Consider the following 19,833-nt stretch of genomic DNA (forward strand, 5'->3'; position numbering starts at 1 on the left):
CACCGTCGGCGTCGCGCCGGCCGGTGGACAATGGGCGGCGTGAGCATGCTGGTCGAGGAGAACGCCGCCAAACACCGCTACGAGATCCTGGTCGACGACGCGCTTGCCGGGTTCACCGCGTACCTGCCCCGCGGGGAGGCGCTGGTCTTCACCCACACCGAGGTGGACCCGGCGTTCCAGGGCATGGGCGTCGGCTCGGCGCTGATGCGCGGCACGCTGGACCAGGTCCGCGCCCAAGGCCAGCGGATCGTGCCGCAGTGCCCCTTCATGGCCGCGTTCATCAAAAGCCACCCCGAGTACGCCGACCTGGTCACCAGCCTGACGTGACGGTGACTCCGCTGAGCACCTCGGCCGCGGCCCGTCCCGCGGCCCGGGTGGCGCCGTGGGTGGCGATGTGCACCGGCCCGGTGACAAGCGCGGGGACTCCCAGCTCCACCACCACCGCGTCCGGGTGGGCGGTCAGCGCCCGGTCGACGGCGGCGCGCATCCAGGTGTGCCGGTGCAGGTCCCGCACCACCAGGACCAGGGGCCGGCCGGCGGCGTCGGCACCCGGGTCGGCCGGCGTCGCGGCCTCGGTGTAGCGGGCGACGGTGGTGCCCGGCAGCAGTTCGGCCAGGGGTGCGGCCACGCCCCACGGGGTGTCCGCGCCGATGGCGATGTTGTGCGGTGGCGCGAACTCCACCACGTGCGCGGCGCGGCCCAGCGGCAGCGCGGCCTCCCCACCGGTCCGGGTGATCCGTACGGCGCGACGGGCCGCGTGCAGACCGACCGTCGAACCGGTGCCGTCGGCCGGATCGCCGAGTGGCCCGGCCGCCCGGGCGGCCACCGTCCAGGCGGCGAGTTGACCGACCCGCTTGGCCGCTTCGGCCAGCCGCTCCTCCGGCAGGTCCCCGGCGACGACCGCGGCCACGATGGCGTCCCGCAGGTGACGGACGGTCTGCTCGTCGGCGTGCTCACCGCCCACGCAGATCGCGTCGGCACCGGCGGCGAGGGCCCGTACGACGGCACCGGAGAGGCCGTACCGGCCCGCCACGGCCTGCATCTCGATCCCGTCGGTCACCACCACCCCGCTGAAGCCCAACTCCTCCCGGAGCAGGCCACCGAGGATCCGGCTGCTCAAGGTGGCCGGCAGGTGCGGGTCCAACGCCGGCACCAGCAGATGGCCGGTCATCACCGCCTGTACGCCCGCGGCGACAGCGGCCCGGAAGGGGGCCAGCTCGACGGCGTCCAGCCGGGCCCGGTCGGCGGTGATCCGGGGCAGGTCGTGGTGCGAGTCGACGTGGGTGTCGCCGTGGCCCGGGAAGTGCTTGGCGCAGGCGGCGACACCGCTGGACTGCAGGCCGCGTACCCAGGCGGTGGTGTGCCGGGCCACCAGCGCGGCGTCGGCGCCGAAGGAACGGACCCCGATCACCGGATTGTCCGGGTTGGAGTTGACGTCGGCGTCCGGCGCGTAGTTCAGGGTCACTCCGGCGGCGGCGAGTTCGGCACCGAGGTCGCGGGCGACCTCCTCGGTGAGCGCCGGGTCGTCCACGATGCCGAGGGCGAGGTTGCCCGGCCGGGAACTGCCCCGCACCGACTCGATCCGGGTGACGTCGCCGGCCTCCTCGTCGATCGCGACGATCACGTCGGGCCGTTCCGCCCGCAGCGCGGCGGTCAGCGCGCTGACCTGCTCCGGGTCGACGACGTTGCGGCTGAACAGGACCACCGACCCGAGCCCGTCGCCGAGCCAGCGGCGGACCCAGTCGGGTGGGACGGTGCCGACGAAACCGGGCTGGAGAACGGCTGTCGCCAACGCCGCCAGGTTTCCGTTGGACGCGCTCATGCCCGCTCTCCTCCGCTCGTACCGCCACCCGACGGTGCAGACATGGTCACACCACGCCAACGAATAGTCAATAAACCTTACAGTTGCCTTGGGGGCGCTGCCCCGCGAGAGTGCGGGGATGGAACCGCTGCTTGCCGACGCGACGAACGCGGCCGACATCCCCGGCGTACGCCTGCTCGGCCTGGTGGTCGGCGGCCTGCTGCTGCTCCTCGCGATCCGGGCGATGTTCCGACGCTGACCCCCACCGGGTGTGACCGGCACACCGCGGGGTACCGCTGCCGCAGACACCGACACGGCGAGGGGCAGCCCATGAAGATCGGCTACTTTCTGTCCACTGAGGAGTATGCGCCTGCGGAGCTACTGGCCCAGGCGCGGGCCGCGGAACGGGCCGGATTCGCCGCCCTCTGGATCTCCGACCACTACCACCCGTGGATCGACGCGCAGGGCCAGGCACCTTTCGTCTGGTCCATGATCGGCGCGCTGAGCCAGGCCACCCGGTTACCCGTCACCACCGCGGTGACCTGCCCGACCACACGCATCCACCCCGCCGTGCTGGCCCAGGCGGCGGCCACCAGCGCGGTGCTGCACGAGGGACGCTTCGTCCTCGGGGTCGGCTCCGGCGAAGCGCTCAACGAGCACATCCTCGGCGACCGGTGGCCGCAGGCCGGCGTCCGGCTGCAGATGCTGCAGGAGGCGGTCGAGGTGATGCGCAAACTCTGGGACGGCGGGTTCGTCAACCACCACGGACGCCACTACCAGGTCGAACACGCCCGCCTCTACACGCTGCCCGAGACCCCTCCGCCGGTCTACGTCTCCGCGTTCGGTCCCAAGGCGGTCGACCTCGCCGCCCGCATCGGCGACGGCTTCATCAACACCGTGCCCGACGCCGACCTGGTGCGCCGCTTCCGCGACAACGGCGGCGGCGACAAGCCGTGCCAGGCCGGCTTCAAGGCCGCGTACGCGCCGACCGAGCAGGAGGGCGTACGGCTGGCGTACGAGCGGTGGCCGACCGAGGCGATCCCGGGCGAACTGTTGCAGGTGCTGCCCTCGCCCCGGCACTTCGAGCAGGCCGCCCAACTGGTCGACCCGCAGGCCATGCGCGAGGCGATCGTCTGCGGCAACGACGCCGAGGCACACCTGGCGCGGATCGACGCGTACGCGAAGGCCGGCTTCGACGAGGTCTACGTCGCCAACACCGGACCGCACTGGCAGGAACTGCTCGACCTGTACCAGCGGGAGGTGCTGCCCCGACTGGCCTGACCGGCGACTGCGGTATCCGGTTTCGGCGCGGCGGCACCCGGGTACCTGCGGCCCTCGATGAAACTGACCACGCACTCGATGTCGTTGCGCCGCGCGGCTCGCAGCCTGTTCGGTTGGAGCACCCTGCGGCCCAACCAGCTCGCCGCCATGCGGGCCGTGATGAAGCGCCGCGACGCCCTGGTGGTCCTGCCCACCGGCGCCGGCAAGTCGGCGATCTACCAGATCCCGGCCAGCCTGATCCCCGGCCCCACCGTGGTGATCTCGCCGCTGCTCGCCCTGCAACAGGACCAGATCGCCGCGCTCAACGAACGGCAGCGACCGGAGCTGCGCGCGGTGCGGATCAGCTCGGACGAGTCGCCCAGCCAGCAGGCCGAGGCGATCGCCGAGATCCGCGACGGGCGGGCCGAGTTCCTCTTCATCACCCCGGAGCAGCTGGCCAACCCGCAGCGGCTGGCCGAGGTCCGCGACCTGAAACCGGCGCTCGTCGCCATCGACGAGGCGCACTGCATCTCCGCCTGGGGGCACGACTTCCGCCCGGACTACCTGGCCCTCGGCCAGCTCATCGAGGGCATCGGTCGGCCCCCGGTGGTGGCGCTGACCGCCACCGCGTCCCCGCCGGTACGCGAGGACATCGTCGCCCGGCTGCGGCTGCGCGACCCGGAGATCGTGGTGTCCGGGCTGGACCGTCCGAACCTCTTCTTCGAGGTGGCGCACTGCCCGACCGAGGACTACCGGTGGCGGCGGTTGATCGCGCTGCTGGAGCAGGACGAGCGGCCGGGCATCATCTACGTGCCGACCCGTCGGGCCGCCGAGGAGCTGGCCGAGCGGCTCACCGTCGCCGGCTTCCCGGCGCAGTACTACCACGGTGGAATGGCCGGCGGCGCGCGTTCCCGGCTGCACGAGGCGTTCCTCGCCGACCAGGTGCCGATCATGGTGGCGACCTCGGCGTTCGGCATGGGCATCGACAAGCCCAACATCGCCTGGGTGGTGCACATGGCGCTGCCCGACTCGCCGGACAGCTACTTCCAGGAGATCGGTCGCGCCGGACGCGACGGCCAACCGGCCCGGGTCCTGCTGCTCTGGCAGGCCGAGGACGTCGGGTTGCAGCGGTACTTCAGCGGCGGCCTGCCGGACGCCACCGAACTCCGCGACCTGGCCGCGCTGCTGCGCAGTGGCCCGACCACCCGCAAGGAACTGCGCGAGACCACCGGCCTGGGGCCGCGCAAGCTCGGCCAGTACCTGGCGTTGCTGGAGCAGGTGGGTGCCGCGCAACAGCGCGCCGGACAGCGGGTCGGCGCGCCCCGCTACTCCCCCACCCCGGTGGAAGCCGCCGAGGCGGCCCTGGCCGAGGCCGAGCGGCAGCAGAACCTGACCCGCTCGCGCACCGACATGATGCGCGCCTTCGCCGAGACCAACGCCTGCCGGGGCCAGACCCTGCTGGCGTACTTCGGCGAGCAGATGAGCGCGACCTGCGGGCACTGCGACAACTGTCACGCCGGCACCAGCGTCGCCGACGACGGTGCGGTGGGGCCGTTCCCGGTGCACAGCCAGGTCCGGCATCCGGAGTGGGGTGCGGGCCTGGTGCTCAGTTATGAGGAAGGCCGGATGACTGTGCTGTTCGACGAGGTCGGGTACAAGACGTTGTCGGTAAGCGTGGTGTCCGAACAAGGGCTGCTGTCGCTGGACTAACCTGGGCCAGCCATCGGCCGCGCCCTTGCGCGGGTGCGGCGAGGAGACCGACGACGAGCGGAGGGCACATGATCGAGGAGCCGGCGTACACCGGTTTCGGTTTCACCGACGAGGAGTGGGGGCTGCTCGTCGGTCTGCCGCAGTCGGTGCTCACCGCGGCGAGCGCCGCCGAGTCCGACGGCACCAGGGCGACGATGGCCGAGAGCGCCGCCGGGCTGGAGAGCATCTCCGCCGGCCGGGAGTCGGCCAGCCCGCTGGTGGCGGCGGTCGCCGGTGAGCTGGTGACCCGGGTGGGCGACCCGGAGGCCGGCGAGGAGTTGCCCGCCATCGCCCCCGCCGATCCCCGCGCCTACGCCGAGGACGTGCTGGTCCGGGCGAAGGAGGCGATGGCGCTGTTGGCGGCCAAGGTCGACTCCGGGGAGGCCGGGGCGTACCGGCACTGGCTCGTGGAGATCGCCGAGCGGGTCGTCGGCGCGGCCAGCAGCGGCGGGGTCCTCGGCCTGGGCGGCAGCCAGGTCAGCCCGTCGGAGCGACGCTTCCGCGACCGGCTGGCGCAGGTTCTCGACGACTGATCCGACCGTACGGCGGCGCTGTGCCAGCGCCGCCGTACGTCTGCGTCGGACCACGTGCCGCCCGGTTCGCCGACCGCGACGCCGGGTCAGGCGACCCGGCGGCGGAACAGCACCGCGGAGAGCACCACTCCGAGGGCCAGGATGCCGAGGAACCAGGCCAGCGCGTGGGCCGGCGCCGATCCGACCGGCGTGTCCAGCAGCAGCCCGCGCAGGGACTCGATGACCGGCGTGACCGGCTGGTGCTCCGCGAAGCCGCGCACCCACCGGGGCATCGTCTCCACCGGCACGAACGCGCTGCTCGGATAGGGCAGGAACATCACCAGGAAGGTGTAGCCGCTGGCCGCCTCGGGCGTACGGGCCAGCAGGCCGAACGCCGCGGACACCCAGGACACCGCCAGCACGAACAGCACCAGCAGCCCGGCCGCGGCCAGCCAGCGCAGCGGCGCGACAGCCGGCCGGAACCCGATCGCGACGGCCACCGCCAGCACCAGTGTGGTGGCGACCAGGTTGCGGGCCACGCTCGCCACCACGTGACCGGCGAGGATCGAGGTGGCGCCGACGTCCATCGTGCGCAGCCGCTCGATCATCCCCTCGGTCAGGTCGGTGGTCACGCTCACCGCGGTGCCCGCCGCGCCGAAGCCCGCACAGAGCAGCAGTACGCCGGGCACGACGTAGGTCACGTACGCCGAGCCGGTCTCGATCGCCCCACCGAAGAGGTAGACGAAGAGCAGCATCAGCAGCACCGGCAGCACCAGCGAGGTGAGCAGCGCATCGACGTTGCGCCGGGAGAGCCGGACGCAGCGACTGATCATCACCGCGGTCTGCGTACCCCGTATCGCCAGTTCAGACATTCGCCACCTCCGGTTGTGCGCCGGTCGATCGGCCGGTGAGGGTGAGGAAGACGTCGTCAAGGGTCGCCTCCCGGACGGTGAACCGGACCACCCCGTGCTGGTCCGGGTCGAGGTCGTCGAGGAGGCGTCGGACGTCCGGCGCGCTGCCGTCGGTGGTCACCGACAGTTCCCGCCGGGCCGGGTCGCGGTGGGTGACCCGGTCGCCGAGTCGCTGCGCCGCCTGATCGAATGCGACCGCGTCCCGCCAGATCAGCTCCAGCCGCTGGGCGCCGAAGCGCTGCTTGAGTTCGGTGGCAGTGCCCTCGGCGGCGAGCCGTCCCTGGTGCAGCACGGTGATCCGGTCGGCGAGGCGGTCCGCCTCCTCCAGATACTGCGTGGTCAGCAGCACGGTGACGCCGGCCCGGGCCAGGTCGCCGATCACCTCCCACAGGCCCTGCCGGCTGCGGGGGTCCAGCCCGGTGGTCGGCTCGTCCAGGAAGACCACCGACGGCGTGCCGACGAGGCTGGCGGCGAGGTCGAGCCGGCGTCGCATGCCACCTGAGTAGGTGCGTACCCGCCGGCCGGCGGCCTCGACCAGGTCGAAGCGTTCCAGCAGGGCGGCGGCCCGCTGACGGGCGGCGGAGGAGGACTGCCCGGTCAGCCGGGCCAGCATGGTCAGGTTCTCCACGCCGGTCTGCCCGTCGTCGAGCGCCGCGTGCTGCCCGGCGAGGCTGATCGCCCGCCGTACCTGCCGCCGGTGGCGCAGCACGTCGTGCCCGGCGACCCGCGCGGTCCCCGAATCCGGCCTGGTCAGAGTGGCCAGGATGCGCACCGTGGTGGTCTTGCCCGCCCCGTTGGGGCCCAGCAGCGCGTGCACGCCGCCGGCGGCCACCCGCATGGTCAGCCGGTCCAGTACCACGAGGTTGCCGTAGGTCTTGCGCAGGTCTTCCAGTTCCACTGCCGGCGGTCCGTGCGCCACGATCACTCTCCTTAATTGCGTATGCCATACGCTTTTCTGCGTAGACCATGCGCAGAAGCTAGGATGACGGTCAAGGGAGGTGGAGTGGACGACGTCGAACTGCCCGAGAACATCGCGCTCGCCTGGGGGCTGCGCGACCGATCGAGTCGCGGCCCGAAGCGCAGTCTCAGCCTGGAGCAGGTGGTCGCCACCGGCATCCAGGTCGCCCAGGCCGAAGGGCTGCCGGCGGTCTCGATGAGCCGGGTCGCCAGCGAGCTGGGCGTGTCGACCATGTCGCTCTACCGGTACGTGCCGACCAAGCACGACCTGCTCGATCTCATGGTCGACACCGCATTCGGCCCGCCGCCACCACCCCGCGCCCCCGACGAAGGCTGGCGCCCGGCCCTGGCCCGCTGGGGTGAGGGCAACCTCGTCGCGTTGCGCCGACAGCCCTGGATGCGACACGTGGCGATAAGCGGTCCCCCGATCAACCCGAACCAGGTCCGCTGGTTCGAGTACGGGCTCATCGCCCTACGCGGCACCGGGCTACGCGCCACCGAGCGGATCTCCACCATCATGCTGGTCAGCGGGTACGCCCGCAGCTGGGCCATGATCAGTCTGGATCTCGCCGAGGCCGCCGCCCGCTCCGGGCAGACCCCCGACGAGGTCGGCCTGCGCTACTGGCGCAACCTCGCCGTGCTCACCGCGCCCGGCCCGTACCCGGCCATCCACGAACTGCTGGCCGAACCGTTCGACGCCGAGGAGCACCCCGACGAAGACTGGCGCTTCGGCCTCGAACGGCTGCTCGACGGCGTCGAGATGCTGATCCGCACCCGCGCCTCGGGCCCCGCCCGAGACTGATCCGCACCCGCGCCTCGGGCCGGGCCCGAGACTGAGCCGCAGCCGCGCCTCGGGCCCGACCCGAGACTGAGCCACCCTCAGGCCCCCTCCAGCAGCGTCAACACCGCCCGCTCGGCCTGCTCGCGAGGGGCATCCACCTCCACCGATGCCAGCACACCGTCATGGAACAGGTCGACCACCCGAGGGTCCACGTACGACGTACGCGCCACCGTCGGAGTGTTGCCCAGCAGCTCCGCGACCTCCCGCATCACCCCCGCCACCGCCCGTCGACGGGCGGTGGCCGACCGCACGGCGCCCAGCGCGGACAGTTCGGTGGCCGCCCGTACCGTCGCGTGCCAGGTCCGGAAGTCCTTCGCGGTCATCTCCCCACCGCTGGCCTCACGCAGGTAGTCGTTGACCTCGTCGGCACGCACGTCGCGCCAGTCCCGGCCGTCCCAGTAGCCGAAGAGCCGCTGCGCCGCCCGCCGCCGCCGACGCAGGTTGGCCAGCACCTGACACAGCTCCGGGTCGGAAACCAGCCGCACCTGCTCGACGCCGCCCTTGGCGGGGAACTCGAAGACCACGCAGCCCTGCCGCAGCCGGGTGTGCTCGGCGCGCAGGGTGGCCACCCCGAAGGTCGGATCGTCCCCGGCGGCGTACTGGTCGCTGCCGACCCGGAAAGTGCCCATGTCCAACAGCCGGGTCACCGTCGCCAGCACCCGCTCCCGACGCAGCCCCCGCCCGGCCAGGTCCTGACCGACCCGCTCCCGCAGCACCGGCAACCGGCGGGCCACCTCCAGCACGTGGTCGAACTTCGCCTGATCCTGGCGCTGTCGCCAGACCGGGTGGTACAGGTACTGCTTGCGACCGGCGGCATCGATGCCGATGGCCTGGATGTGCCCGTTGGGGTACGGCGAAATCCAGACGTCACGCCAGGCCGGCGGAATCACCAGCGCCCGCAACCGGGCCAGCTCGTCGGGGTCACGCACCGGGTCCCCGCCCGGCCCCAGGTACGACCAGCCCTGGCCGCGCCGGCGGCGTCCGTACCCCGGCCGACCCGGATCGCTACGCCGCAACCGCACGGTCCGCACGCACCGCCCGTTCCACCTCGTCGACGGCCACCAGCACCTGGTCGAGACCGAGCGCGGCCATCGTGGGATGGCTGCCTACCCCGTCCCAGTCCGGCCATGCCCCGCCGCCCGCCCAGAGCACCCGGTGTCGCCGCCGCTCCGGCGGCGGTCCCCACCGGCTCGGCGGGACCGGGCCGAACAGCACCACCGAGGGAGTGCGGTAGCCGGTAGCCAGGTGAGCCACCCCGGTGTCCCCGCTGACCACCAAGCGGGCGCCCGCGACCAGCGCCGCCAACCCCGCGACGTCGGTGCGCCCGGCGAAGACCGCCTCCGCAGGCAGGCCCGCCTCGGCCGCGACCCGGGCGACCGGGTCCCGCTCCCGCGCACTGCCGGTCAACACGACCCGGTGCCCCCGCGCGGTCAACGTCCGGGCCAGCGCCGCGTACCGCCCGGGTGGCCACCGCTTGGCCGGCACCTTCGACCCGGGATGCAGCACCGTCACCCCGGTGGGCAGACCCGTCGTCGCCGGCCGACGCAGATCCAGGTCCGTCGGGTCGGCCGCGATGCCGTACCCGGCCAGCAGCCGGCACCAGCGCGCCACCTCGTGCTCGTCGTCGTCCCACGCCGGCCCGTCGAGATGCCCGGCCTCGGCGTTGGCGAAGGCGAGCAACCGGTGCGGGCCGACGGTGGCCAGCAGCCGGTGCGAGCCCGGCCCCCGCCCGTGCAGGTTGACCGCGACCTCGACCGCCGCACCGGGCCGCGTCAGCCGGTCCAGCCCGGCGGTCGGCAGCACCCGGTCGACCCCACCGACCAGCTCCACAAGCGGGCCGAGCCAGGCCGGCGCGGCGAGCACCAACTCACGATCGGGGTACGCCGCCCGCAACGCCCGCAACGCCGGGACCGCCGTGGCGAGGTCACCGACGCCCAGGGCACGCAGGGCCAGGATCACGGGTACGAGGTCTCCTGCTCGGCGCAGACGACCAGCTCGCGGACCGCACAGCCGGCGGGTTGGGAGAGCGCGAACATGATCGCGGCGGCGGTGTCCGCCGGCTCGTTGAGAATCGCGTCCGGCCCGGGACGGTACTGCGCATCCCGGTCGTCGAAGAAGGCGGTACGCATCCCGCCCGGCACCAGCAGGGTCACCCCCACCGACCCGGCCAGCTCGGCGGCGAGCGCCCGGGTGAACCCGACCACGCCGAACTTCGCCGCGCAGTACGCCGTCGCGTCACTTACCGCCTTCAACCCGAGGGTGGAGGCCACCGTGACGATGTGCCCCCTCGACGCCTCCAGGAACGGCAGCGCCGCCCGGATCACCGCGGCGGTGGCAAGCAGGTCCACCGCGACGATCCGGTCCCACGTCTCACCTGGCACGTCCGCCAACCGGCCCGGCACGTCGATGCCCGCCGCTGTGACCACCGCGTCCAGCCCACCCGTACGCTCGACGAGCCGACGGGTGGCCTCCTCCGCACCCCGGGTGTCGGCGAGGTCGCACTCGATCCACGGCACACCGTCGGCCGGCGGCTGCCGGTCGAGCACGAGGGGCCGACCGCCGGAGCGGGCCACCGCCGCGACCACCGCCGCCCCCAGACCGCTGGATCCGCCGGTGACCAGCACCGTCCGGCCGGCGTCCGGGGCGCTCATGCCAGCGCTCCGGTGGCCCGGGTGGCGGCGATCAGTCCGGTGGTCGAACGGCCGTCCAGGTAGGGCACCACCACGCTGTGGCCGCCCCAACGGCGCAGGATCTCCGCCTCGGGCAACGCCTCGCCGTCGGCACCACCGGTGGCGTAGTCGCCACCCTTGACCCAGATGTCCGGTCGCAGCCAGGACAGCGCCGCCGCCGGGGTGGACTCCTCGAAGATCAGCACCGCGTCGACGCAGCTCAACGCGGCCAGCAGTCGACCACGGTCGGCCTGCCCGATGACCGGCCGCTGCGGCCCCTTCAGCCCGCTGACGCTGGCGTCGGAGTTGAGGCACACCACCAGGCAGTCACCGAGCTGCCGGGCGGCCTGCAGGGTGGCCAGGTGACCGGCGTGCAGCAGGTCGAAACAGCCGCCGGTGGCGACCACCGTGCCACCGGCGGCCCGGACCCGGGCCACCACCGCGGCGGCCGCCGCCACCCCGACCCGGTCCCCGGCGACGGCGGTGTGCACCGGCTGCGGGGCCCGCCGCACCGGCTGCGGCAGCGCCGTGGCCACTCCCCCGTCCGCCACGTACGCCGACGCCTCGGTCACCGCCTCGGTCACCGCCTCGGAGACGAGCGCCCCACCGGCCAGGGCGAGGCTGGCGGTGGCCGCGAAACGATCTCCCGCACCGCAGGTGTCCCCCTCGGTGGCGACCGGAGCGGGCACCATCAACGGGGTCGAGCCGGCCTGGCTGAGCAGGGCGCCGTCCGGACCCAGCGTCACGGCGACCGCGCCCGCCCGCCACCGCTGCCGCAACCGCTCCGCGCCCTCGGCGGCGGTGGCCAACCGGGTCGCCCCCGGTGCCCCCTCCGCCAGTTCCCGCACCTCCGCCTCGTTCGGCGTCGCCAGCCGTACCCCGGGCACCGCCGCCGGCCCGCGGGGGTGCGGATCCCAGACCACCGGGGCCCGGGTCGCCGCCAGGGCCGCCCGCAGCGCCGGCTGCCGGGCCACCCCCCGCCCGTAGTCGCTGACCAGCACCACCGACGCCCGGTCGATGACCCGCAACACCGCCTCCGCGGGCTCCCCCGGCTCACCGCCCCCACCACCGCGATCGTGGCGCAGCAGCACCCGCCCGCCGGCGCGCAACCGGATCTTCTCCGGGGTGGCCCCGGCCAGCCGCAACGGATACACCTGCACCCCGGCCGCGGCCAGCAGCACACCGAGGCGGGCCGCACCGGCGTCGTCGGCCAGCGCGGTGACCAGAACCACCTCGGCGCCCTGCGCCGCCGCGAAGACGGCCGCCAGACCCGCGCCGCCCGGCCGGTCGACGTGCGCCATCTCGTCGAGCACCGGCACCGGTGAATCCGGACAGAGCCGGTTGACCACACCCTCGACGTCGCGGTCGAGCAGGGTGTCGCCGAGCACCACCACGGGTCCTGTCACGCTTGCCTCCTCACGCCTCTACCGGTCGCCCGGCACCGCCGTCCAGTACCACCTCGACACCCGCCCGCACCGGACCCTCCGCCGGGGCGCTCGACACCGCCGGCACCTGCGGCTCGACGTAGCGCGGTGTCGTGTCGCCGGTGTGCTCCGGCATCGCCTGTTCCACGTACTCGCAGAGCAGATGGCTGGAGACCAGGTGCAACTCCTGCACGACCTGGCTGTCCGACGACTCCACCGCGAGCACCTCGTGGCAGGCGTCGGCGAGCGGGTTCGGGGCCGGCCCGGTGAAGGCCCAGCACCGCAGCCCGGCTTCCCGCCCGGCCCGGGCGGCGGCGAGCAGGTTGCCGCTGCCACCGCTTGTGGACAGCAGCAGCAGCACGTCGTCGGGCCGGCCGTGGGCCCGGACCTGGCGGGCGAAGACCTCGTCGTAGCCGTAGTCGTTGCCGATCGCGGTCAACGCCGACGTCTCGGCGTGCAGGGCGATCGCCGACAGTGGTTGACGGTCGTCGCGCAACTTGCCGACCAGTTCGGCGGTCAGGTGTTGCGCCTCGGCGGCGCTGCCGCCGTTGCCGGCCACCAGCAGCCGGCCACCGGCGGTGAGTCGCTGCGCCAGCGTCGCACCCCACCTGGCGAGCAGCGGCTCGCACCGCTGGTACGGCGGCAGCGCCGCAGCCAGGTTCGCCAGGTGCCGCTCCAGCAGGGTGGCCGCCGGCATCAGGCCACCACCCGGGTCGGCCGGCGTACGGCGACCACCTCGGCGTACACCTCGGCGATCCGCTCGGCGGTGACGGTCCACGAGTAGTGCTGCCGGGCGCGGGCCCGCGCCGCACCCGCGTACGCGAACCGGCGGATCCGGTCGTCGAGCAGCCGCCGCAGCGCCTCGCCCAACGCCCGGGGATCGCGGGCCGGCACCAGATCCCCGGTCACCCCGTCGACCACGGTGTCCCGCAGGCCGCCGACGGCGGTGGCCACCACCGGCACGCCGCACGCCATCGCCTCCAGCGGGGTCAGGCCGAACGGCTCGTACCAGGGAGCGGCCACCACGATGTCCGCCGACCGGTACCAGCGGCCCATCTCCTCCCGGGGCACCGCGCCCACCAGCCGCACCCGGTCGGCCACCTCGCAGCTGCCCGCCAGGGCCCGCAGCCGCCGGGCGTACGGGTCGGTCTCCAGCAACCCGGCAGGTGGGCCGCCCACCACCACGCACTCCGCCTCGGGTACGTGTGCCATGGCCCGCACCACGGTCTGGAAGCCCTTGCGTTCCACCAGCCGGCCGACGGTGAGGATCCGGGGACGGTCGGGTTCCCGCTCGGCGGTCGGTCCCAGCGGCGCGAAGGTGCCCAGGTTCACCCCGGACGGGACGACTGTCATCGCCGAGCGGGGCACCCCCATCCGGACCAACTCCCCCACCTCGTCGCGGCACTGCGCGATGACCCGGTCGACGGATCGACCGAGGTGCAGTTCGTAGCCGATGCGGCGGGCCGGGCTGGTGTCCTGCACGCCCTGGTGGCGGCGCTTGACCGTGCCCAGCGCGTGGTACGTCTGCACCACAGGTATCTCCAGGGCCCGGCCGGCCTGCAGTGCGGCCAGTCCACTCATCCAGAAGTGCGCGTGGATCACCTCCGGTGTCCAGTCGCCGCCGCGCCAGCGGTCCACCAGCCACGCGCCGAACGGTCGCATGTGCGGCAGCAGCGCGTCCTTGGCCACCGGTTCGGCCGGGCCGGCCGGCACGTGCACCACGTCGTAGCCGTCCGGGCTGCGGACGATCACCGGCAGGTCGACCGCGTCGCGCCGGGTGTAGACCCGTACGTCGTGCCCGGCGGCGGCGAGCGCGGCGGACAGCTCCGCGACGTGCGTGTTCTGGCCGCCGGCGTCCTCACCGCCCAGGATGGCGAGCGGGCTGGCGTGCTCCGAGATCATCGCTATCCGCATACTTCCTCCTCCAGCAGCCGGTCCCAGTCGGCGAGGAATCGGTCGAGGCCGTAGCGCTCCCGGGCGGCGGCACGGGCCGCGAGGCCCGCTCGGCGGGCCTGCTGCGGCTGCGCGACGAACCGGCCAGCGGCCGCGAGCAGGGTGTCGACCCGGGTGGAGAGCGCACCGGCGTCCGGCGGCACCGCCATCGCCGCCTCGGTGGTGGCCAGCGCCACCACCGGCATGCCGATGCTCATCGCCTCGATCAGGCTCAGCCCGAGCGAGGTCCACCGGCACAGGTGCAGATACGCCCGGCGGCGCGCCAACTCGGCGTGCATCCGGTGCTGCGGCACGTCGTCGTGGCTGATCAGCCGGTCGGCGGGCAGCCCGAGATGGTCGGCCAGCCCGGCCACCTTCATGCCGAAGACGTCAAGCGGGGCGATCTCGGCGAACCGGGGCAGCAGGTCGGTGCCGGTGACCCGCCAGCGGCGTACCGGCTCGTTGATCACGACGGCCAGCCGGTCCAGCTCGCCGGTGTACTCCACCGCCGGGGGCACGATGCCGTGGTCGACGACAGTGGTCCGGGTCGCCCCGGTGTCCCAGAAGAGTTCGTTGAACGCGGTCACGTGCGCGATCAGCAGGTCGTCCCGGTCGGCCATCGGGTGGCGGCTGTGCGGGACGTCGCCGTCCTTGGGGGTGTTGTGCTCCACGTAGATCGCCGGCAGGTCCCGGCCGGGGCGGCGGCCCAGCCACTCGGTCGCCAGGTCCAGTTCCTCGGGGCGTTGCAGGATGACCACGTCCACCTCGGCGCCGCGCAACTGCTCGGGGCTCACCTCGGTCGCGCTCTCCGGCCAGGTGTACGTGCGGGCCCGGCCCAGGCCGTACGGACCCCGGTCCGGGGTGGCCGGCACCAGGTAGCGGTGTTTGCCGTGCACGAAGGAGGTGGTCCAGGAGCCGTGCACGTGCCACAGCAGGATGTTCATCGGCCACTCCCACCGCTCGGCACGGCCAGCAACCGCAGGGCGGTCAGGACCGCTTCGGGTTCGACCCGGCTCAGGCAGGGATGCCCGGGTACGGGACAACGCGCGGCCCGGGTGTCGCGGCACGCGGCGGTGGCGTCGCCGAGACGTACCGTCGGCACCCGCCAGGGTCCCCACTGGCCGAACGGGACGGTGGGCGCGAAGAGGCTGACCACCGGCACCTCGTGGGCGGCGGCCAGATGCGCCGGGCCGGTGTTGCCCACCACGACCGCGCCGGCCGCCGCGACGACCCCGGACAATTCGGCCAGCCCGGTCCGGCCGCCCAGGTCCACGGCGTGGGCGCCGGCCACCCGGGCGGTCAGGTCGCGTTCCTGCGGGCCGCCGGTGACCACCACCCGGTGGCCGGCGTCGACAAGTTCTCGGGAGATCCGCTCGGCCAGCTCCGGTGGGCAGCCCCGGGCCTGGGCCGCCGAGCCGGGGTGCAGCACCACGTACCCCGGTTCGCCGGCCTCGGGTGGGGGCGGTGGCGCCGGCCGCAACCGCAGGCGCGGCTCGTCGCCGGGCGGTAGCGGGTAGCCCGCCGCCGCGGCGAGGGACAGGGCACGTTCGGCCTCCGGCACACCGGCCGGTACCCGGTGCCGCACGTCCAGCAGCGAGCCGGGGTAGTCGTCGCTGATCGCGGCGATCCGCCCGACACCGGCCATGCGCAGCAGCAACGCCAACGGCAGCGGCGACTGGTGGAAGGAGGTGAAGACGACCGCCTCGTCGGCGGCGACGGCGGCGAGGCGGTCGATCAGCGCGGTCATCTCCGCCGGGTCCACGGGGCCGGGTGCGGGGTCGATCCACGGCAGCCGGTGTTCGATCACCTCGTCGACGCCGGGCAGCAGGTCGGCGGCGGCCCGACCATGCGGGCCGCAGAGCAGCACCACCCGGTCGGCGCCGGCGGCCACCGCCCGGATGCCCGGCCCGGTCACCAGCACGTCGCCCGCCGAATCGGAGCGGACCACCAGCACGGTCCGTTCCCCCTCGACGCGGGCGGCGGTCGTCGCCGAGGTCAGCGCCTGCTGGCGACGCAGGATCTCCGCGACCGCCGACGGCAGGTCGTCGGCCACCCAGGGCGCCGCGGCGATCTCCTCGGTCCGGGTGACCGGCGTCGGCACCAGGATGCCGGCCGCACCGGCGGCCAGCGCCGCCGTGACGTCCCGCCCGATGTCACCGATCAGCGCGCAGCGGGCCGGCACGGTGCCCAGCGCCTCGGCGGCGGCGTACACCAGTCCCGGTGCCGGCTTGCGGCAGGCGCAGCCGTCGCCGTCGTCGTGCGGGCACACCTGCCAGCTGTCGAAGGGCCCCAACAGCTGCTCGACCCGGCGGTGCACCTGGTCCAGTTGCGCGGCGGTGAACAGGCCCCGGGCCAGCCCGGACTGGTTGGTCACCACGGCGAGTTTCAGGCCGGCGGCACGCAGCCGGTCCAGCGCCGCGCGGGCACCGGGCACGGCCCGCACCTTGTCCGGATCACCGTTGTACGGCACGTCCTCGATCAGGGTGCCGTCGCGGTCCAGCAGCACCGCGTCGAACAGCGGGGACTCGCGACCGGCCAGCACCACGGCTGACCTGCGCTTATCCGGTTCCCCACGGTCCCCTCGCACGGGCGGCGGGTTCCCGACGCCCCGAGGAGTAAACGTCGAATGCGACGCGGCGGGCGAATGCCGCGCGTCGGCGGCCTGTCGGGGCGCCGCCAGCGGTGGCCTTACCCGTCGCCCCGGAGAAGCTAACCCGGGTGTGGTTAGCCGGCGACAGCGGCGGGGTACGGACAACCGGTGGCGATCGTGCAGCAAGTGATCAAGGCTCCGGTCCAGCAGGTCTGGGCGGTCCTCGCGGACGGATGGACCTACAGCGACTGGGTGGTCGGCACCGCCCACATGCGCAACGTGGACGACGACTGGCCCGCGGTCGGCACCCGACTGCATCACCGTGCCGGGCCCTGGCCGTTCTCGCTGGAGGACTCCTCCCTGGTGTTGGAGTGCGAGCCGGAGCGCAAGCTGGTGCTGCGGGTGAAGCTCTGGCCTGCCGGCGAGGCGATCGTGGTGTTCGCCCTGGAACCGGTCGGTCCGGACGCCACCCGGGTGTCGCTCGGTGAGGACTTCGCCGCCGGCCCGCTGCGCTGGGTGCGCAACAAACTCAACGACCTGGTGCTGCACCAGCGCAACAAGGAGACGCTCAACCGGCTCTCCGACATCGCTCGTCGGCAGAAGACCCCGGACTGATCCGGACCCGTCGACCGACCGCGTGCCGGCAGAGCGGCCGACACCGGGCGGGGGAGCCATTTCGCCCCGGAAGGGGCAAGTAGCTACTCTCTGATAGACCCTGTTAGCAGACCGAGGATGTCCCCCATGATCGAACCCGTCCAGTTGCCCTCGCCGTGGCGGGACGCGCGCCTGACTGTCGTGGTGCCGACCTACAACGAGGCCGGCAACCTGCCGACGCTGGTCGAACGGCTCCTGGCGCTGCCACTGCCCGGTCTGAAGGTGCTGGTCGCCGACGACAACTCGCCGGACGGCACCGGCGACGTGGCGGACAAGCTGGCCATCGAGCACCCCGAGCGGATCGAGGTGGTGCACCGGCCGGGCAAGGAGGGTCTCGGGCGCGCGTACGTCGACGGGATCGGTCGTGCCCTCGACGGTGGGGCGGAGTACGTGGCCCAGATGGACGCCGACCTGTCGCATCCGCCGGAGGCGCTGCCCGGCATGCTCGGTGCCCTGCTGTCCACCCAGGCCGGCGTGGTGATCGGGTCGCGGTACGTCCCCGGTGGCGAGCTGGACGAGAACTGGCCGCTGTACCGACGGGCCCTCAGCGGCTGGGCGAATCTCTACGTGCACACCCTGCTGCGGGTACGCATCCGGGACCTGACCGCCGGCTTCAAGATCTGGCGGGCCGACGCGCTGCGCGACATCGGGTTGGAGCGGGTCCAGTCCAACGGCTACAGCTTCCAGGTCGAGATGCACTACCTCGCCACGAAGCTCGGGCACACCATCCTCGAGGTGCCGATCCGGTTCGAGGAGCGGCGCGACGGCGACTCGAAGATGACCACCGCCACCAAGATCGAAAGCGCGTTGATGCCGTTCAAGCTGCGCACCCGGCACCGGCACATCGAGCGCTGAGCCGACCGGTCAGCGGCAGGCCGCGCGGTGCGTACCGCGCGGGCAGGTCAGCGGTAGATGGCGCGGTGCGCGGTGCGTACCGCGCCGCGGTAGAGGTCGCCGGTGAGCACGCCGTCGCGGGCCAGTGCGGCACGGGCGGCGTTCGCACCCGGCGCGCCGTGCACCCCGCCGCCCGGGTGCGCCGACGAACTGGCCAGGAAGAGCCGGTCCACGGGCGTGTCGGCCCGGCCCAGGCCGGGGATCGGGCGCAGGAACAGCTGCTGGTACGGCGCGGCGGTGCCACCGCCCAGCGCCCCGCCGACCAGACTCGGGTTGGCCTGCTCCAACTCGGCCGGTCCGGCCACGTGCCGGCCGACGACCAGTTGCCGGAAGCCGGGGGCCGCGGCCTCCAGCACCGCCTCCATCCGCTCCACGTGCGTCATCAGTTCCTCGGCCCGCCAGTCCTGCCGGAACGGCAGGTGGGTGTACGACCAGAGGGACTCGGTGCCCGGCGGTGAGTGGCTGGGATCGGCCACCGACATCTGCCCGAGCAGCAGGAACGGATCACGCGGCAGTTCACCACGGGCCAGGTCCGCGGCGTACCCGGTCAGCCCGCCGAGATCGGCGCCCAGGTGCACGGTGCCGGCGGTGGACAGCCGCGGGTTGCGCCACGGCATCGGCCCGGACAGCGCCCAGTCCACCTTCAGCGTCGAGCCGTCCCAGCGGAAGTGCTCCAGGTCCGCCACCAGCCGGGGCGGTAGCGCTGGGGCCCCGACCAGGTCGAGGTAGAGCGCGGGCGCGGGCACGTCGGCGAGCACCGCCCGGCGGGCCTGCCACAACCGGCCACCCACTGTGCGTACGCCCACCGCCCGTCCCCGGGCGATCAGCACCCGGTCGGCGCGGGCACCGTAGATGATCCGGCCACCCCGTTCGGTCAGCCGGTCCACAAGCGCGTCGGTGATCTTCTGCGCCCCACCGACCGGCACCGGCCAGCCGACCTGCTGCCCGAGCATCGCCAGCAGCCAGCCGTACACCCCCGAGCCGGCCTCCTCGGGCGACAGGTCGGTGTGCAGGGCGCAGCCGGCCAGCAGCGCGGTGCCGCCGTCGCCGGCGAACAGTTCCGCACCGAGCCGGCGTACCGGCAGCACCATCCGCCGGGCCAGCCGCAGCGCGCCGCCGACCCGCACTCGACGCAGCAGGTCCAGCCCACCGCGCACCGGCGGGAACGGCGTGGTGATCACGTCGATCATCGGTTCGGCGACCTGCCGCCACTGCTCGTACGCGGTCAGCCAGCGTTGCCCGTCACCGGGCGCGAACTCCTCCAGGGAGGCCGCGGTGACCGCCGGATCGCGGTTGAGCAGTGCCGCCCGCCCGTCGGGAAACAGGTGCGCCAGCACGTCCGGGGCGTGTCGCCAGACCAGCCCGTGCCGCGGCAGGTCCAGGTCGCGCAGCACCGGCGAGACGTAGCCGAGCGGGTAGAAGGAGCTGTAGAGGTCGCTGAGGTAGCCCGGTGCGGTGACCTGGGCCGACCGCACCGCCCCTCCGGGCACCTGGGTCGCCTCCAGCAGCAGGACGTCCCAGCCGGCGTCGGCGAGGAGGTTGGCGGCGACAAGTCCGTTGTGGCCCGCTCCGATGACGACGGCGTCCGCCCGCTCGGAACCGGTGGAACCCGGCGAAGTCATCCACGGACGCTACCCCG

The 19,833-nt window shown here is 73.6% G+C and carries 19 protein-coding genes; 7 read left to right on the top strand and 12 right to left on the bottom strand.

The genetic code is table 11. The features are described 5' to 3' along the window. Positions 1 to 45: 45 nt before the first annotated feature. Positions 46 to 327 (top strand): GNAT family N-acetyltransferase, encoded by a 282-nt coding sequence (locus tag C1A38_RS13040; RefSeq protein WP_233196800.1) that lies wholly within the window; start codon positions 46 to 48, stop codon positions 325 to 327. Here the strand turns inward: C1A38_RS13040 and C1A38_RS13045 are convergent. Beyond that, positions 311 to 1,822 (bottom strand): glycoside hydrolase family 3 protein, encoded by a 1,512-nt coding sequence (locus C1A38_RS13045; protein ID WP_102658089.1) that lies wholly within the window; start codon positions 1,820 to 1,822, stop codon positions 311 to 313. The genes C1A38_RS13040 and C1A38_RS13045 overlap by 17 nt on opposite strands. 309 nt (positions 1,823 to 2,131) lie before the next feature. Between C1A38_RS13045 and C1A38_RS13050 the strand changes: the two genes are divergently transcribed. The 3 genes from C1A38_RS13050 to C1A38_RS13060 all read left to right on the top strand — a co-directional run bounded on the left by C1A38_RS13050 (position 2,132) and on the right by C1A38_RS13060 (position 5,343). Continuing rightward, positions 2,132 to 3,082 (top strand): TIGR03557 family F420-dependent LLM class oxidoreductase, encoded by a 951-nt coding sequence (locus C1A38_RS13050; RefSeq protein ID WP_102658090.1) that lies wholly within the window; start codon positions 2,132 to 2,134, stop codon positions 3,080 to 3,082. A 57-nt stretch (positions 3,083 to 3,139) separates the two neighbouring features. Beyond that, positions 3,140 to 4,771, top strand: coding sequence for a RecQ family ATP-dependent DNA helicase (locus tag C1A38_RS13055; RefSeq protein ID WP_102658091.1), 1,632 nt, complete (start codon positions 3,140 to 3,142; stop codon positions 4,769 to 4,771). 68 nt (positions 4,772 to 4,839) lie between these two features. Further along, entirely contained in the window at positions 4,840 to 5,343 is a 504-nt protein-coding gene (locus C1A38_RS13060; RefSeq protein ID WP_013732656.1) for a hypothetical protein, read from the top strand. 86 nt (positions 5,344 to 5,429) lie between these two features. Here C1A38_RS13060 and C1A38_RS13065 read toward each other — a convergent pair whose 3' ends face one another. Continuing rightward, a complete protein-coding gene (locus C1A38_RS13065; RefSeq protein WP_102658092.1) occupies positions 5,430 to 6,194 on the bottom strand; it encodes an ABC transporter permease in 765 nt (254 codons plus the stop codon). After that, entirely contained in the window at positions 6,187 to 7,152 is a 966-nt protein-coding gene (locus C1A38_RS13070; RefSeq protein ID WP_102658124.1) for an ATP-binding cassette domain-containing protein, read from the bottom strand. The genes C1A38_RS13065 and C1A38_RS13070 overlap by 8 nt, the downstream gene beginning before the upstream one ends. Before the next feature lie 63 nt (positions 7,153 to 7,215). On the opposite strand from C1A38_RS13070, the gene C1A38_RS13075 reads away from it, so the two are divergent. Further along, positions 7,216 to 7,992 carry a TetR/AcrR family transcriptional regulator gene (locus C1A38_RS13075; protein WP_158244894.1) on the top strand — a complete coding sequence of 259 codons (777 nt, stop codon included), beginning with the start codon at positions 7,216 to 7,218 and terminating at the stop codon, positions 7,990 to 7,992. A 77-nt stretch (positions 7,993 to 8,069) separates the two neighbouring features. On the opposite strand, the gene C1A38_RS13080 is transcribed toward C1A38_RS13075, so the two are convergent. From C1A38_RS13080 to C1A38_RS13115, 8 genes are read right to left on the bottom strand one after another with little or no spacing between them, the layout of a single operon-like run. Continuing rightward, positions 8,070 to 9,053 (bottom strand): DNA topoisomerase IB, encoded by a 984-nt coding sequence (locus C1A38_RS13080; protein ID WP_102658125.1) that lies wholly within the window; start codon positions 9,051 to 9,053, stop codon positions 8,070 to 8,072. After that, complete coding sequence (locus C1A38_RS13085) at positions 9,037 to 9,990, bottom strand: glycosyltransferase family 9 protein (protein WP_102658094.1); 954 nt, start codon at positions 9,988 to 9,990, stop codon at positions 9,037 to 9,039. Before C1A38_RS13085 ends, C1A38_RS13080 begins: the two co-directional genes overlap by 17 nt. Continuing rightward, on the bottom strand, positions 9,987 to 10,682 hold the full coding sequence (locus tag C1A38_RS13090) for an SDR family oxidoreductase (RefSeq protein WP_102658095.1): 696 nt from the start codon (positions 10,680 to 10,682) through the stop codon (positions 9,987 to 9,989). Before C1A38_RS13090 ends, C1A38_RS13085 begins: the two co-directional genes overlap by 4 nt. Further along, entirely contained in the window at positions 10,679 to 12,106 is a 1,428-nt protein-coding gene (locus tag C1A38_RS13095) for a PfkB family carbohydrate kinase (protein WP_102658096.1), read from the bottom strand. Before C1A38_RS13095 ends, C1A38_RS13090 begins: the two co-directional genes overlap by 4 nt. A gap of 10 nt (positions 12,107 to 12,116) precedes the next feature. After that, positions 12,117 to 12,821, bottom strand: coding sequence for a D-sedoheptulose-7-phosphate isomerase (locus tag C1A38_RS13100; protein ID WP_377679649.1), 705 nt, complete (start codon positions 12,819 to 12,821; stop codon positions 12,117 to 12,119). Then, the gene (locus C1A38_RS13105; RefSeq protein WP_102658097.1) at positions 12,821 to 14,038 is read right to left on the bottom strand and encodes a glycosyltransferase; all 1,218 of its coding nucleotides are present in this window, start codon (positions 14,036 to 14,038) and stop codon (positions 12,821 to 12,823) included. The genes C1A38_RS13100 and C1A38_RS13105 overlap by 1 nt, the downstream gene beginning before the upstream one ends. Next, complete coding sequence (locus C1A38_RS13110; RefSeq protein ID WP_102658098.1) at positions 14,029 to 15,000, bottom strand: glycosyltransferase family protein; 972 nt, start codon at positions 14,998 to 15,000, stop codon at positions 14,029 to 14,031. Before C1A38_RS13110 ends, C1A38_RS13105 begins: the two co-directional genes overlap by 10 nt. Beyond that, positions 14,997 to 16,601: an HAD-IIIA family hydrolase gene (locus C1A38_RS13115; protein ID WP_199180191.1), complete on the bottom strand. Its 1,605-nt coding sequence runs from the start codon at positions 16,599 to 16,601 to the stop codon at positions 14,997 to 14,999. Before C1A38_RS13115 ends, C1A38_RS13110 begins: the two co-directional genes overlap by 4 nt. A gap of 213 nt (positions 16,602 to 16,814) precedes the next feature. On the opposite strand from C1A38_RS13115, the gene C1A38_RS13120 reads away from it, so the two are divergent. Both C1A38_RS13120 and C1A38_RS13125 read left to right on the top strand, forming a co-directional pair. After that, complete coding sequence (locus tag C1A38_RS13120; protein ID WP_102658100.1) at positions 16,815 to 17,261, top strand: SRPBCC family protein; 447 nt, start codon at positions 16,815 to 16,817, stop codon at positions 17,259 to 17,261. A gap of 126 nt (positions 17,262 to 17,387) precedes the next feature. Next, positions 17,388 to 18,155 (top strand): polyprenol monophosphomannose synthase, encoded by a 768-nt coding sequence (locus C1A38_RS13125; protein WP_102658101.1) that lies wholly within the window; start codon positions 17,388 to 17,390, stop codon positions 18,153 to 18,155. A gap of 47 nt (positions 18,156 to 18,202) precedes the next feature. Here C1A38_RS13125 and C1A38_RS13130 read toward each other — a convergent pair whose 3' ends face one another. Continuing rightward, the gene (locus tag C1A38_RS13130) at positions 18,203 to 19,816 is read right to left on the bottom strand and encodes a phytoene desaturase family protein (RefSeq protein WP_102658102.1); all 1,614 of its coding nucleotides are present in this window, start codon (positions 19,814 to 19,816) and stop codon (positions 18,203 to 18,205) included. Positions 19,817 to 19,833 lie beyond the last annotated feature (17 nt).

This window comes from Verrucosispora sp. ts21 (assembly GCF_002879555.1).
Classification (GTDB): Bacteria; Actinomycetota; Actinomycetes; order Mycobacteriales; family Micromonosporaceae; genus Micromonospora; species Micromonospora gifhornensis.

Bases quoted from the DNA above. Each gene is read 5' to 3' on its own strand.
- C1A38_RS13040 (WP_233196800.1), top strand. From the start codon at position 46: ATGCTGGTCGAGGAGAACGCCGCCAAACACCGCTACGAGATCCTGGTC.
- C1A38_RS13045 (WP_102658089.1), bottom strand. From the start codon at position 1,822: ATGAGCGCGTCCAACGGAAACCTGGCGGCGTTGGCGACAGCCGTTCTC.
- C1A38_RS13050 (WP_102658090.1), top strand. From the start codon at position 2,132: ATGAAGATCGGCTACTTTCTGTCCACTGAGGAGTATGCGCCTGCGGAG.
- C1A38_RS13055 (WP_102658091.1), top strand. From the start codon at position 3,140: ATGAAACTGACCACGCACTCGATGTCGTTGCGCCGCGCGGCTCGCAGC.
- C1A38_RS13060 (WP_013732656.1), top strand. From the start codon at position 4,840: ATGATCGAGGAGCCGGCGTACACCGGTTTCGGTTTCACCGACGAGGAG.
- C1A38_RS13065 (WP_102658092.1), bottom strand. From the start codon at position 6,194: ATGTCTGAACTGGCGATACGGGGTACGCAGACCGCGGTGATGATCAGT.
- C1A38_RS13075 (WP_158244894.1), top strand. From the start codon at position 7,216: ATGACGGTCAAGGGAGGTGGAGTGGACGACGTCGAACTGCCCGAGAAC.
- C1A38_RS13090 (WP_102658095.1), bottom strand. From the start codon at position 10,682: ATGAGCGCCCCGGACGCCGGCCGGACGGTGCTGGTCACCGGCGGATCC.
- C1A38_RS13100 (WP_377679649.1), bottom strand. From the start codon at position 12,821: ATGCCGGCGGCCACCCTGCTGGAGCGGCACCTGGCGAACCTGGCTGCG.
- C1A38_RS13105 (WP_102658097.1), bottom strand. From the start codon at position 14,038: ATGCGGATAGCGATGATCTCGGAGCACGCCAGCCCGCTCGCCATCCTG.
- C1A38_RS13110 (WP_102658098.1), bottom strand. From the start codon at position 15,000: ATGAACATCCTGCTGTGGCACGTGCACGGCTCCTGGACCACCTCCTTC.
- C1A38_RS13125 (WP_102658101.1), top strand. From the start codon at position 17,388: ATGATCGAACCCGTCCAGTTGCCCTCGCCGTGGCGGGACGCGCGCCTG.
- C1A38_RS13130 (WP_102658102.1), bottom strand. From the start codon at position 19,816: ATGACTTCGCCGGGTTCCACCGGTTCCGAGCGGGCGGACGCCGTCGTC.